This window comes from Streptomyces sp. 8L (assembly GCF_020176795.1).
Lineage (GTDB): Bacteria > Actinomycetota > Actinomycetes > Streptomycetales > Streptomycetaceae > Streptomyces.
Genome location: NZ_JAIUKE010000117.1, coordinates 1 through 12,603, shown reverse-complemented (window position 1 = coordinate 12,603; position 12,603 = coordinate 1). Strand labels below are relative to the sequence as shown.

The 12,603-nt window shown below is 69.2% G+C and carries 14 protein-coding genes and 2 pseudogenes; 11 read left to right on the top strand and 5 right to left on the bottom strand.

The features are described from left to right. Positions 1–1,360: 1,360 nt before the first annotated feature. Positions 1,361–1,516, bottom strand: a pseudogene (locus tag LCE31_RS11905) (DUF255 domain-containing protein); the annotation flags it as partial. Between the two features lie 253 nt (positions 1,517–1,769). Between LCE31_RS11905 and LCE31_RS11900 the strand changes: the two are divergent. Then, positions 1,770–1,994 (top strand): hypothetical protein, encoded by a 225-nt coding sequence (locus LCE31_RS11900; protein WP_225014166.1) that lies wholly within the window; start codon positions 1,770–1,772, stop codon positions 1,992–1,994. A 330-nt stretch (positions 1,995–2,324) separates the two neighbouring features. Here the strand turns inward: LCE31_RS11900 and LCE31_RS11895 are convergent, their stop codons facing one another. Together LCE31_RS11895 and LCE31_RS11890 are read right to left on the bottom strand one after the other, a co-directional pair. Then, positions 2,325–2,489: a hypothetical protein gene (locus LCE31_RS11895; RefSeq protein WP_225014165.1), complete on the bottom strand. Its 165-nt coding sequence runs from the start codon at positions 2,487–2,489 to the stop codon at positions 2,325–2,327. An 82-nt stretch (positions 2,490–2,571) separates the two neighbouring features. Beyond that, positions 2,572–3,189, bottom strand: a complete 618-nt coding sequence (locus LCE31_RS11890; protein ID WP_225014164.1) for a TetR/AcrR family transcriptional regulator — start codon at positions 3,187–3,189, stop codon at positions 2,572–2,574. A gap of 65 nt (positions 3,190–3,254) precedes the next feature. Between LCE31_RS11890 and LCE31_RS11885 the strand changes: the two genes are divergently transcribed. The 4 genes from LCE31_RS11885 (at position 3,255) to LCE31_RS11870 (ending at position 5,925) form a co-directional block, all read left to right on the top strand. Then, on the top strand, positions 3,255–4,160 hold the full coding sequence (locus tag LCE31_RS11885) for an oxidoreductase (protein WP_225014163.1): 906 nt from the start codon (positions 3,255–3,257) through the stop codon (positions 4,158–4,160). Between the two features lie 334 nt (positions 4,161–4,494). Next, positions 4,495–4,956, top strand: coding sequence for a nuclear transport factor 2 family protein (locus LCE31_RS11880; protein WP_225014162.1), 462 nt, complete (start codon positions 4,495–4,497; stop codon positions 4,954–4,956). Between the two features lie 123 nt (positions 4,957–5,079). Beyond that, complete coding sequence (locus LCE31_RS41200; protein WP_225014181.1) at positions 5,080–5,343, top strand: epoxide hydrolase N-terminal domain-containing protein; 264 nt, start codon at positions 5,080–5,082, stop codon at positions 5,341–5,343. Between the two features lie 303 nt (positions 5,344–5,646). Next, complete coding sequence (locus LCE31_RS11870; RefSeq protein ID WP_225014180.1) at positions 5,647–5,925, top strand: DNA/RNA helicase domain-containing protein; 279 nt, start codon at positions 5,647–5,649, stop codon at positions 5,923–5,925. Positions 5,926–5,979: 54 nt separating this feature from the next. On the opposite strand, the gene LCE31_RS41195 is transcribed toward LCE31_RS11870, so the two are convergent. Then, a complete protein-coding gene (locus LCE31_RS41195; RefSeq protein ID WP_374118454.1) occupies positions 5,980–6,180 on the bottom strand; it encodes a hypothetical protein in 201 nt (66 codons plus the stop codon). A gap of 151 nt (positions 6,181–6,331) precedes the next feature. On the opposite strand from LCE31_RS41195, the gene LCE31_RS11860 reads away from it, so the two are divergent. The 5 genes and pseudogenes from LCE31_RS11860 to LCE31_RS11840 all read left to right on the top strand — a co-directional run bounded on the left by LCE31_RS11860 (position 6,332) and on the right by LCE31_RS11840 (position 9,900). After that, the gene (locus tag LCE31_RS11860) at positions 6,332–7,225 is read left to right on the top strand and encodes a carbon-nitrogen hydrolase family protein (RefSeq protein WP_225014161.1); all 894 of its coding nucleotides are present in this window, start codon (positions 6,332–6,334) and stop codon (positions 7,223–7,225) included. A gap of 27 nt (positions 7,226–7,252) precedes the next feature. After that, positions 7,253–7,456 carry a type II toxin-antitoxin system VapB family antitoxin gene (locus LCE31_RS11855; RefSeq protein ID WP_225014160.1) on the top strand — a complete coding sequence of 68 codons (204 nt, stop codon included), beginning with the start codon at positions 7,253–7,255 and terminating at the stop codon, positions 7,454–7,456. Positions 7,457–7,473: 17 nt separating this feature from the next. Then, a pseudogene (locus tag LCE31_RS11850) lies at positions 7,474–7,629 on the top strand (VapC toxin family PIN domain ribonuclease); the annotation flags it as partial. A 305-nt stretch (positions 7,630–7,934) separates the two neighbouring features. Further along, positions 7,935–8,558 carry a TetR family transcriptional regulator gene (locus LCE31_RS11845; protein ID WP_225014159.1) on the top strand — a complete coding sequence of 208 codons (624 nt, stop codon included), beginning with the start codon at positions 7,935–7,937 and terminating at the stop codon, positions 8,556–8,558. 637 nt (positions 8,559–9,195) lie between these two features. Beyond that, complete coding sequence (locus LCE31_RS11840; RefSeq protein ID WP_225014158.1) at positions 9,196–9,900, top strand: CPBP family intramembrane glutamic endopeptidase; 705 nt, start codon at positions 9,196–9,198, stop codon at positions 9,898–9,900. 181 nt (positions 9,901–10,081) lie between these two features. On the opposite strand, the gene LCE31_RS11835 is transcribed toward LCE31_RS11840, so the two are convergent. Beyond that, positions 10,082–11,113 (bottom strand): medium chain dehydrogenase/reductase family protein, encoded by a 1,032-nt coding sequence (locus tag LCE31_RS11835; protein WP_225014157.1) that lies wholly within the window; start codon positions 11,111–11,113, stop codon positions 10,082–10,084. A gap of 240 nt (positions 11,114–11,353) precedes the next feature. Here LCE31_RS11835 and LCE31_RS11830 point away from each other — a divergent pair. Further along, the coding region (locus LCE31_RS11830; RefSeq protein WP_225014156.1) for an AAA family ATPase at positions 11,354–12,603 on the top strand (1,250 nt) is incomplete at its 3' end.

Genomic DNA, 12,603 nt, shown 5'->3' with positions numbered 1-12,603 from the left:
GGGGTTCACCCGCGGTGATGGAGGCGAGAGAGGGCCCTTGGAGGCGACTGGAGCGCCAAAGGCTGCACCCTCCGGAGCCATCCGGGCCCGGCTGCGACACCGAGGCATCCCGCACACGCTCCCGAGCGGGCTGACCAGATCCGCACCCGGCTCCGGCGCGGCGGCAAAAGCGGCCGTCTGCCTCGCTTCGACCAGGGAGCCGGTTCCTACGAGCAGCCGCCACTCTCCCTTCGACCCAGATGTGGGCGCGAGGCGTGACGGCAACTCCTGGTAGACGATCCGGACCGGAAATCCGGACATTGTCGGCTCGACCAGGAACTTTGAGCACCTTGGCACGCAACGCGCCTCGGAGTTCAGGCACCGCGCAGCCTTGTATGAGGTCAGCGCACCGGGCGGTGCGCCGTCACTCCGAAAGGATTCTCATCGTGACCGTGGCACTGCTGTCTACCGTGATCTGCGCTGGTGCACTCACCCTCCAGCGCGCCATCTACCCCCTGACCCTTCTGGTCGGTTTCTTGTGCGCGCTACGCGGCCTTGGTGCGCCCGAGCGGGTCTTGACCTTCTGTACCTTCGCCCGAGCAGTTGCCGACGTGGGAAGCCACCCCACACGCCGTTCGACGTGATCACCGCTCCGCTCCCCTTCCGCTCACCCACATTGATGAGACGTTGAAGTGACAGGCGCGACGTCAGATGTAGCTGCGCCAAGGAACCTCACCGTCAGGAAAATCGGTTCACTCGACCGGTCGGCGGCACCACTCTGTTGAGCTGGAGCACCCCGTGAGCCAGTGCGCTTCCGCGCTGTCTGCTGCCAGAAGGCCATGGGTTCGCCGTACTCGTTCCGTTCGCCATGTCAGCCCAGCAGCCCACCCCTTGGCGTTCCCAAACCAGCATTCACGGCCATGCGCCCAACGCGCCGACTCTCAGGCACCTTCGGCATCCTGCTCCCACTCCTTGCCCTGCGGGGGCCAGGCTAGAACAAGCAGCAACGCACTAGCGCTCCTAGGTATGGACAGCGCGTCCAGGCGAGCCCACCCCCGGCACAAGGAGGCTTGTGCGTCTAATCTCGGTGAACCTGCGATCACGGTTCCATGCCCACCATTCCGCGCTCAGAAAGAAACGAGGTTGACGGGTGGGCAGGTCATCTCAAGCAGGCCTGTCGCGAGGTGGGGTTGCCTCGGTCGTCCGGCTCTAGGATCGCCATGACGCTCGTCCACTTCCCCACGGACCCATCAGGCGAGGCGGCTAACTGCTCCTGTGTCCAGGCGTCGATCTGGGCGTCAAGGTCATCACTTCCGGCGCTCATGAAATCACTGTATGAAGTCACGCCTGGTAGGCATTTATGAGTTCAGCAAGTGCACAGACACCAGTGACACGCCGAGTAGCCGACCGAGAGAAGAACGGGCACATCACGCCGCTCCGCCTCCTCGAACGCCTCCGGTCCCCACGGCCACCAGTCGATCGGGTTGTCCGCGTGCTGAAGCAGATAAGGCGAGGTCGCACCAGCCAGCCGGTTCATACCGGCATCGTCGCAGGACCCGGACCCCCCGGCCCAGGTCGCCTCGCACTTCCCGCCAGGGTCTCTGCCTCAGGGTGATGTTGACCTGCGCGCACGCGATGCTCAGCAACGCCCATGGATCAGCACCGCCCCGCTCGGGTCCAGACATGGCTCCGGACGGGCAGTTGCCGGGACCGGGCCGTACGAGATCCGCTTCGCCACCACCGACGCACGCAAGAGGTGGCGGGACCTCATTGCGACGATCCGTAATCCCATGACGGATACCTGGGACTTCCTCACGCGAACGCCCCTGTCCGCGACGCCGACGAACTATCGGCTCAAGGGCGAGCTCGGCGCTGTCCAGCGCGGAGAAACGTCCTACGAGCGCCGGCAGCACAAGCCGACGGCGAAGGGCACTGCGCGCATCTGGTTCTACGTCGACGAGCGCACGGTCTTCCTCGGGCAGGTGCACACGAGTCATCCAAACGAGACGAAGTGAGACGACGCGCCGGCGAACGAGCAGACCGAGGCGCACGATGGTGAGGGCGGACCGGTGAAGTCGGGATCGCCTTCCCGCGCGAGGACGGGGAGCAAGGTTCGCACCATGCCGAGCAGCGCAGCCGCAGCCGAAACTCGCACCACGGAAACTTGGCCTCACTAGGCGGTTTGGCCGTCGTCGACCACGAGCGCGGTGAAGGCACCACCCTCGAAGCGCAGCCTGAGGACGGCGGAGGCGACCGATGGGCTCGTAAGCCATGAGCGCGCAACCCGCCGGGACGGCGTCGCCGAGGCGGCGGAACGTCTCAGTGCCGATGGCGCTGGGGCGGATTCAGTTGATGCGGATGTGGCCGGCGGCGTGGTCGAAGGCGGCGGAGCGGGGAAAGCCGATGACGCCGTGTTTGGCGGCGGCGTTGACAGCCTCGCCCACACCTACCGCAGTGAGCAGGGGCGCCGCGAGGCCCTCCTCGTCTGGCCGCACACCGACGATCAACATCGCGCTGCTCCCGCCGGCCGCGTCCCCAACCTCACAAGGCGATACACCGGGAGCGGGGGCGCGACACAATCGCGCGGCCAGATCAGCGCGGCCCCGCCGGGCGGGCGCCTCGCAGGAACTGCGACACCGCGGTGTCCACGAGTCCTTCAAGCCGCCCCGGCTCGACCATGCCGCTGTTGACCATGGACGTGATCCCCAAGAGGGTGGCGTAGATGATGAGCCCGACGTCCTCCGGGGCGCCCCCCTCCAACTCGCCGCGTGCCTGGCCGTCTTCGATCAGGTCGCTGATCTGCCCGAACGCGCCTGCGGCCGCCTCGGCGACCGCGGTCGCCCCCGGGTGGTGCTTGCTGGAGTTCATCAGCCCGGTCAGCGCAGCGTTCTCGGTGGCGAACCGCGCATAGGCCCACGCGAACGCGTGCAGGCGAGCGGACAGATCGCCCTCGCCGTCGATCTCTTCCACCGCGGCCCGCAGCTCTGCGCCCAGGCGGACGAAGCCCGACTCGGCGAGGGCGTCGAGCAGCGCGCGGCGGTCAGCGAAGTGCCGGCGGGGCGCCGCGTGACTCACGCCGATGTCCCGTGCCAGGTCCCGCAGGGACAGCTGTTCGACCCCGTGCACCCTCAGGCTGCGCTCCGCCGCTTCGAGCAGCTCCGTGCGGAGTTTCCCGTGGTGGTAGGGCCGCTGCTCGATGGTGTCAGGCATGAGGTCAGCCTACCCCGCTCGATGTTGTCATTGACAACAATGTTTCCACTGTCTACTCTCGCGGTATGTCCAGGTTCTCCCCTGCCAACCTTCCCGACCTGACCGGCCGTACCGCCGTCGTCACCGGCGCGAACAGCGGTATCGGGCTCGTCACCGCCCGCGTTCTCGCCGAGCGCGGTGCGCAGGTGGTCCTGGCGGTACGCAACCCGGAGAAGGGGGAAGCGGCGGCGGCGACCATGACGGGCACGGTCCAGGTTCGTGCCCTCGATCTCGCCGACCTCTCCTCCGTCCGGTCGTTCGCCCACGACCTGTCGGGCCCCATCGATCTACTGATCAACAACGCCGGTCTCTCCCTGGGGCCGCTCTCCTGGACCGCGGACGGTTTCGAGTTGCAGTTCGGGACCAACCACCTGGGCCACTTCGCCCTGACGAACCTGCTTCTTCCGCGCATCAGGGAGCGGGTCGTGACGGTAGCCTCGCTCGGGCACCGGATCGGTTCCCTGGACCTCTCCGACCTTCGGTGGGAGCGCAGACCGTACCGGCCGAATGCCGCCTATACGCAGTCCAAGCTGGCCAACCTCCTGTTCGCCGCCGAACTGCAGCGCAGACTCACCCGCGCGGGATCACGCGTCATCTCGACAGCCGCGCATCCCGGCATCGCGTCGACGAACCTGATGCGACCGGAGGAGAAACCGTCCCTCGGCTTCCGCGTCGAGAAACGCTTCATCGGGCTCGTCGCCCACAGCGCCGAGGCCGGCGCCCTGCCCACGCTGTACGCCGCCACCGCGGACCTTCCCGGCGACAGCTACGTCGGCCCCGACCGGCTGTGGGGCATGCGCGGTGCGCCGACGCTGGTCCGACGGGCCGCGAGGGCACGTGACCCAGCGGCGGCACGACGGCTGTGGGAGGTGTCGGAGGAGCTGACCGGCACGCGCTTCCCCCTCGATGCGCCCACGACCCCCGCCTCGTGAAAGGGCCGTCCACAGCGGTGGCATCTCCCCCGTAGTCGTCCCCGGGACTAACAGCGAGCACCAGGTCTCAACGGCGGCCTCATCAACGCGGCCGCGCCGTCGAACACTGACTTTCTGGAACGCGCCGTACCGGCGGCGAAGGCGGGGCCCGAGATCGTCAGGGTGGCGACCACGCCCCGCCCGCACGCCCGGTACAGCCTCGGCACGGACGCCACTTTCGCCATCCTCCTCACACGTTATTGCCGGCCCGGTTGATGAACCGCGTCCTCGCGATGAGCCATTGGTCCCAGCATCCGAAACCCGCACCTACGCCCGAGTCCGCAGGGAGTTCCTTATGCCCACACCCACCGACCGCATCGAGCTGATCGAGCTGATGGGCCGTTACGCCGACATCGCCGACCTCAAGGACTTCACCCGTCTCCCCTCCCTCGTCTACACAGACTCGGTGACCCTCGACTTCTCCTCGGTCATGGGTCTGCCACCCATGACCGTGCCGCTCAACGAGTATGTTCAGGTGCTGAGCCGATCCTTCGCCCCCTTCTCCGCCACCCACCACGCCATCACGGGTCACGTCGTCGAGATCGACGGCGACCGCGCGACCCTCCATGCGCACGTCCGCGCCGAACACTGGGTGCCGAAGGAGCGCGCAGACGGGGGGCCAGACCGATGGCTGGTCGTCGGCTTTTACGACAACGAGGCCGTCCGGACGCCCCACGGCTGGCGCCTCAGCAGCGTCAAGCTCACCGCCACACACCAGGAGAACGCCCACCTTTCCGCACCTGCCCCAGGCGCATGACCGCGCCAGCCGGCTCCTGGCACCGCTTGGGACGGCTCACACAGTGACCGCCAGTCTGAGTAGGGCTTCGTGAATAGCGGCTCCGCGTTCCCACCGGACGCGGAGCCGTCAAGTTGACACACCCTGGACTGGGAAGACGGAACGGACCTGGCCTTCCTCCAACGGCTGACGGACTACCGGCAGAACCGCCTCGATCGGCGAACCCGAGAGGCCCAACTGAACACCCTGCCGCAGTTCACCGCTGACGTCGACGAAACCGACATCCACTTCATCCACCAGCGCGGAACCGGCTCCAACCCTTACCCGCTCGTGCTCACCCATGGCTGCACCTCAACTTCATCCCCGGCGCCTTCCGCCCACCCCTGGGCGAAGGAGAACCACCGTTGACCGAGGAGGAGAAGGCATTCGTCAACTCCTCCGCCAACTGGTTCGCTGCAGAAGGCGGATACCAACACCTCCACCCGACCAGGCCACAGACGCCCGCCTACGCTCTGACCGACTCGCCACCGGGCCGGCCGCCTGGCTCGTCGAGAAGTTCCGCGGTTGGAACGACTGCGACGGTGGCGTGGAACAGGTCTTCTCACTCTCAGGCGCGGGCCGATAGGGACTTCATCCAACGCCCTGGTGCGCGGGAGCCCGCCAGTAAGTAGGGACGGTAAGCCAGCCTCCCAGTGAGCCATCGCCTAGCAGATCGGCTGTGTACACACCGCTCAGGGCCTTGAGTACCAGTGGGGCGGCGTGATCATGGGACCCGACCTCACGTGGGAGAACGGTGCCTGGGTCGCCCACCGCGAGTACGTGAAGAGCAAGGCTTCGCGCATCGAGGACGACGCCGAGCTCACCCGAGCGTTGCGCAACGCGTACGGGGTGCTGATGTCTCGTTCCATCCACGGAACGGTGCTCTATTCCGTCGATCCTGCCGTGAGGGCGCTGTTCGCTGAACTCGGGGTGCCGAGAACCTTTGAATAGCCTCGCCTGTGGTCGAAAGCCGGAGGCATGGTGCACGGAGGCATAGGCCTTGCGTCACTGTGGCCAGGCTCCGGAGCGATCCTTGCGGCCTGCTTGGCGGCCCGGCGCTTTGTGGCCGCCGCCGGGAATGTTGCCAAGCTTTTCGATGTCCGGGTGCGTGAGTTGGCCGGGCCGGTCGCGCTCGTAGCGGCGGATGACCCGGCCGGTGGCGCGGTCCGGAAGGGTCGGGCGGGCCAGTCGGAAGCGGGTCGGCACACAGCGCACGGTGGATGCGCCACGCCCAGCAGGTGAACGGTCCGGGCCGCGCCCCACTGGTGCGGGACGTCGACCTTGATGCCCCTGGCACACGCGATACCCGGACTCGCTCTCCGTGCCGCAGGGCCGCCGCGACCAATAGCCTTGTGGGGTGGTGAACACACTCAGGCTCGCGGTGGCACAGAACATCGTTCCAGGTGACCCCTACGATCCGCGCGGTCTGCACGCGGCCGGAGCCGAGATCAGGCGGCTGATGGCCGAGGCCGCGGCGGCCGGCGCGCGGCTGGTGCAGTTCCCTGAAGGCTCGCTCGTGTATCCCGACAAGCACGTGATGTCGAGCGGTGGCCCGGATGTCGTCGGTGAGGCGGACTGGAGCCGGGCTGCGTGGGATGTCATCGGTGAGCAGTCCGAGGCGATCGCGGCGTGCGCCGGACGGCTCGGGATCTGGACGGCCTTCGGTGCGCCGCACCGGCTGACCGCACCCAACCGGCCGCTCAACGGCTACTACGTCGTCTCCGATCAGGGCGAGCTCGTGGACCGGTACGACAAGCGGTTCCTGTCTCACACCGAGATCAGCCACATGTTCACCCCCGGCAGCAGACCGCTGGCCTTCGAGGTCGACGGCTTCCGGTTCGGCACCGCGCTGTGCATCGAGGTGCAGTTCCCGGAACTGTTCGACGAGTACGAGCGGCTGGGGGTCGACTGCGTGCTGATCTCGACCGACGGCGTCGCCACCTCACCGGCCACCATCGCCCAGGCGTACGGGGCGATGTACTGCTACTGGGTCGGCCTCTCGGTGGCCGCGCAGAACAGCACGGTGGCCGCCTCCGGGATCGTCGCTCCAGGCGGCGCGTGGCTGGCGCGCTGCGCCGCCGACGGGCGCCCGGGCATCTCGGTCGCCGATCTTGAACGCGAATCGACAGACCCTCAAATCATGGTGGCCCTGCAGTACGCCAGACCCTGGCGGCGGTCGGCCAGGGCAGGTCTCTACGACGCACGCGTCGTGCACGGCGATCCACGAAGCGACCCGCGCGCCGGTTTCTGAGGCGTCCCTGCACCCTCGGAGTACGGGGTGCGCTCGGCCACTGACGCAGGGCTGGGCATCCCTCATCAGGCCGTACGGCTCGCCATGGACGACGCCGTCAAGCGGCACCTGCGGCAAGAGGGCTTCGACGCCATGGACGCCGACGACTTCGACTTCAGCGAGATCATCGAGAGCACGGGGCCTCGCAATGCCGACGGGACGCTGAAGCGCGACGGCGGTTGGGCCGCCTGATGCAGGATCGCTTCCTGTTCGACCGGCCACTGTCGCTCCCGGACCTTCTCGTCGCCGCCACAGCGGAACTGAACCGGCTGACCGTCCTGCACTACGACGGCGACTTCGACATGATCGCCTCCCTTACCGGCCAACCCGCCGAGTGGGTCGTGCCACCAGGCAGTGCCGACCGCTGGGCGGTGTTGGGAGCGCCGTCGAGACCACTGACTCCCTGCCATGAGGGCAGCCACCGCGACGGTCCTCACCGCCGACAACGCCAAGATCCCTCCGTGACGCGACACGTGAGGTGTGCGCGGGACGGGGCGAGGCTCAGCGGGCTGCGACAGCCCGGTGCGTACGCCGGCTCGCGCGGCGCTTGCGCTAATTCGGGTGCGTCGGCCGTTTTCGCTGTCGCGGTCCGCTCGCGACGAACGGAAATCCAGTTCGCGCGTGGCCACCCCGGCGCTCTGGTCCGCTTGACGCGCTATACGATCGCCAAGTGGTGGGAAATGCCGACAAGCGACAACACATCTTGGACGTGGCGACGCGCCTCGCCGGAACGGATGGTCTTCGCGGCCTGAGCGTACGGTCCGTCGCCGCCGCGGCCGGTGTGGGTGCGACGACTTTGCGAGCGTATTTCCCCTCACAGGCTTTGCTCTACCGGGCCGTCGCGGAGCGAGTGGTCTCCTACGCGCTCAGCAACGACCGGATACAGGAGGCCTCCCTGGCTCCCGCGGAGCGGCTGTACGCGAGCCTGCGGCAGTTCCTCCCCGGCGCGGCCGACCCGCAGTCCGCCCTTGTGGTGTGGTTCGAACTCCTCACTCTTGCTCTCGGTCCCGATGCAAGCGCGGAAGTCCTCGAAATGGTGCGCTCCGGGCACGAGGAGTCGGCGTTGATCACCTCACGCTGGTTCAGCCTTCTGGCAGCGGACGGATGCACGTTGAGCAGCACGCCGGAAGTGCTGGCCGACCGGTTCCTGGCCCTCGTGGACGGACTGCACCTGCGCCTTCTGTTCGACAGGGACGAAAAGGGGCTCGACCGCGCGGAGAACACGCTCCGCTGGTTCGCGGAACAATCCTTGACCTCTCCCGGCGAGCACGCCGCAGCCACGGAATCGCCCTGAGGCATCGCCGCGCCTGATACCCGACTCGACCCGAGTCGGGTACGCGTCGCGCGTTCCCTCCGGCGGTGTGGTGCACCTTCGCCCGGCGGACGGCGCACGGCGGATGGCGTCTCCGTTCCGAGACGGGCCCTGGGCCGGCCGCCGCTCGGCCGTCGCCCCTTCTCAAGCCCGAGGTGCCCCACCGCGCCCGATCGCAGCTGCCGTCCGCCATCGCCCGGATCGTGGACGGAACAGCGGACGTTCCTCTGCCGCGCTGCCGCGCCGAACAGCCTCCGGTACACCGTACGGCACACTGTGCGGTACGGTGTACCGGAGAGCGCGACCGAACCCGGAGGAGGCAGAGCACCCGTGGCGCCGGCACCCGCGGAACGTCACGCACCCGCCCCGGGGCGGCGGCCCGCGGTCGGCTGAACGGGCGCCGCGGATATCCGAAACCCCGTCCTTTTCTTCTACGAAAATCCTTTTACGAGAATCCTTTACGAGAACAGGCGCGACACCCCGGGGATTGCGCTCTCCGGCCGAATTCCGGGGCTCCCGGACCGCCTGTTCCGGTCGGCCGCGCTCAGCCTCATCGCGTACATGCTCCATGCCCGTACAGAAATCCGCCGGACAATCAACCCGCACGAGAGGAATCTCCGTGATCACCCACGCCGCCACTCCCACAGAGGTGACCAGCACGGAAGAACAGCGGCCAGGGTGGCCCGAGATATGCGTCGCCGCGGCCGTCTACATCCTGTGCTACATCGTCGGCCCTCCGATCGTCAGTGCGCTCACCGACGACAAGCCGGTCGCGAGCGGGCTGTCTCTCGCGGCGCTCTCCGGGATCATGGGCCTGCTCGCCTTCTTCGGCGCTTTCGCCCTCCGGGTCCGCTCCTGGTCCGCGTTCCGTGTCCGCCCCATCAGGACCAGCTGGATCTTCTTCTCGCTCGGTTTCGGGCTGCTCGCGTTCGTCGTGACCCGGCTGGTCGCCGCCGTCTTCGTGGGGCTCACCGGCAGCACGGACGATCCGCAGGGCGACTACCACGCCGCCGCCTCCGCCGGCCCGCTCGCCCTGATCCTGCAACTGCTGTTCATCGCGGTCCTCACGCCCCTCGGCGAGGAGTTCGCGTTCCGGGGCGTGCTCGCCACCGCCCTGAGCAGGTACGGCGCCTGGGTGAGCGTTGTCGGCAGCACCGTCCTGTTCGCCGCGGCCCACGGCCTCAACCTGGCGCTGATCCCGGCGCTCGTGGTCGGCGCGATCAACGGCATCCTGCTGGTGCGCACCAAGTCGGTGTGGCCCGGCGTCATCGTCCACGCGGTCAACAACACCCTGGGAACGCTCATCGGCGTGCTGCTCGCCTGAACACCGCGAACGCCGCCAACACCGCGACACCACAGGCACCGCGAACACCGCGAACGCCGCGAACACCGCGACACCACAGGCACCGCGAACGCCGTGAACAACACAGGCAACACAGGCAACACAGGCACCATGACCCGTGACGCGCCGGCGCCCCGGTGGGTCAGGGCCCCGGCTCAGAACCTCACCCCGTCAGGACGACCTTGCCCGAGACGGTGCCGGACTCCGCGAGGCGCAGGGCCTCGGCGGCCCGGGCCAGCGGGAGTTCGGCGGCGATGCGGGCGGTCACGTCACCTCGGCTCAGGGCCGCGAACACCTCGGTGAGGTCGGCGCGCAGGCGGTCGCGGAACCGGTCCTTGCCGAAGGAGCGTCCGGCCCAGATGTTGTAGAAGTAGCCGCGCCGGCCGTTGGGCAGGGCGTTCCAGAGCGAGAAGCGGGCGATGATCTTCAGGACGGGCCACTGCTTGGAGCCGGTGTCGTCGAGGGCGGAGGCGGCACCGTAGGCGACGACGGTGCCGCCCCGGGCGAGCAGGTGCCAGGAGTCGGTCACACTGCGCCCGCCGAGGTGGTCGAAGACGGCGTCCACTCCGCCGGGCGCCAGTTCGCGGACCCGGGCCGGCACGTCGCCCGACCGGTAGTCGACCGGGGTCACACCGAACGCGCGCAGGGCCTCGTGGTGCCGGGGCGAGGCCGTGCCGATCACCTTCACACCGGCCGCGCGGGCCAGTTGTACGAGGACGGTGCCGACCCCGCCGCCCGCGCCGTGCACCAGAATGGTCTGTCCCGCGCGTACGCGCGCCTTGCGGTGCAGCATCTGCCAGGCAGTGATGCCGTTGACCACCATGGTCTCCGCCTCGGCCGCCGTGACGCCGTCGGGGACGGGGACGACGTCGCCTGCGTCGACCACGACGCGGCTCGCCCACCCTCCGACCTTGACCAGTGCGGCCACCCGGCGGCCCGCAAGGCCCGGGTCGGCGCCCTCGCCCACGGCCAGCACCCGGCCGACCAGGTCGTAGCCCGGCACGAAGGGGAAGGGCGGCTGGTCGAAGTATCGCCCGCGGCGCATCTGCTGCTCGGCGAACGAGACGCCGGTCGCCTCCATCGCGATCACGACCTGTCCCCTGCCTGCCCGGGGCGCGGCTCCGTCCTGGAGCTCCAGGCCCTCCGGGGCCACGACGCCCGGCAGGACAACCTTGAGTATGCGCTCGTTCTCCATGACGCCCCTTCATCCCTGTTGACGCTCGCTTGAGGTCATCGCGTTCGTTATACGTTATAACTCGCTGGCGTGGTGAAAGGCAAATGCGACGGTGAGACCCTCTAACGGAACGAGGGGGCGAGAGCCCCGTACGTCCCGTTTCCGTCCCGGTTTCGTACGCGTGTTCCGTGACCGGCTTCACAGGTGCGCCGGGCGGGCAGGACCAGGGACACACAACGCGAAGGCGGAGGGGGACTGCACATGCGGGAGCGCCATCGGGCGGAGGTCGAGCGGCTGTTGGTACGGGCGGTGGAGGAAGAGGCGCGGCGCGCCGGCGGCGGGACGGACAGCGCGGCGCTGCTCGCCCGGGCACAGTCCCAGTTCGAGCAGCTGACGGCCACCGCCGCCGAGGAGTACACGGCGTACACGACGGCCCTGGACGCTCTGGAGGCGGGCAGGGGGCCGCTGGCCGGCCGGCTTGGCCAGGGCGGGGTGGCGACTCCGGTCCTGGTCACGGCGGTCGCCGCGGTCGCCGCGGCCTGCGCGGTCGCCGCGTTCGGCACGGCGGCGGACACGGCGGTCGGTACGGGCGCGGTCGTCGCCGTGGCGGGCGCGGCGACCACGGTGGTACGGGCCACCTCCGTGCACCGGCCCGCGGCCCCCGGCGCGGACCCGGCGCGGGTCGAGCAGTTGCGGCTCGCCTGGCTCGGCGCGCTCGAAGTACGGGGCATCCGGCCGTTCCTCGACCAGCAGCGGGTCGTCAGGTCGGCCACGAACCGGGAGGCCAGGAACCGTGCGTCCGCGGCCACCTCGCTGCGCGGCCAGGACCGCAGCGCGGCGGCGCGGCGGCGGAGCCTGCTGGAGCAGTCCTTCGGGCATCTGCCCGATCCCGAGGGGCCGTTCGCGGGGCGCCGGCGCGAGGTGGCGCAGATCGCGCAGTGGGTGCACGCGGCGCGCGCGTCGACCGAGACCCGGCCGACGGTCGTGGTGCTGCACGGTGAGCCGGGCTCCGGACGCACAACGCTCGCGGTACGCGCGACACACCACCTGCGCGACCAGTTCCGCGGCGCGTGCGTGGTGGACCTGCGGGGCGGCGAGAACCCCGAGCCCTCGGTGCCGTCGGCGGCTTCGGCGGCGTCGGCGGTCTCGGCACTGGCCCCGCTGTCGACGCGGGACGCGCTGCTGCACCTGCTGAACCGGCTCGGCGCACCGCGCGAGCAGCTGCTGTTCCGCGACTCGTCGTCGCAGGAGCAGCAGCTGCGGCGTCTCACCGAGCTCTATCACCGGCACCTCACGGGCCTGCCGGTGACGGTGATACTGGACGACGCCCGGGACGCCGAGCAGGTGCTCACACTCGTCCCCGAGCGCTCCGACAGCCTCGTGCTGGTGACCGCGCGGGGCCCGCTGGACCTGCCGGACGACCTCGCCGCGTGGGTGCACCAGCTGCCGGTGGCGCCGCTCGACGCCGCGGGCGTCGAGGAGTTGCTGCGCGAGGCGGCGAGGGCGGCCGC

Bases quoted from the DNA above. Each gene is read 5' to 3' on its own strand.
- LCE31_RS11900 (WP_225014166.1), top strand. From the start codon at position 1,770: ATGACGGATACCTGGGACTTCCTCACGCGAACGCCCCTGTCCGCGACG.
- LCE31_RS11895 (WP_225014165.1), bottom strand. From the start codon at position 2,489: ATGTTGATCGTCGGTGTGCGGCCAGACGAGGAGGGCCTCGCGGCGCCC.
- LCE31_RS11890 (WP_225014164.1), bottom strand. From the start codon at position 3,189: ATGCCTGACACCATCGAGCAGCGGCCCTACCACCACGGGAAACTCCGC.
- LCE31_RS11885 (WP_225014163.1), top strand. From the start codon at position 3,255: ATGTCCAGGTTCTCCCCTGCCAACCTTCCCGACCTGACCGGCCGTACC.
- LCE31_RS11880 (WP_225014162.1), top strand. From the start codon at position 4,495: ATGCCCACACCCACCGACCGCATCGAGCTGATCGAGCTGATGGGCCGT.
- LCE31_RS11835 (WP_225014157.1), bottom strand. From the start codon at position 11,113: ATGGAGAACGAGCGCATACTCAAGGTTGTCCTGCCGGGCGTCGTGGCC.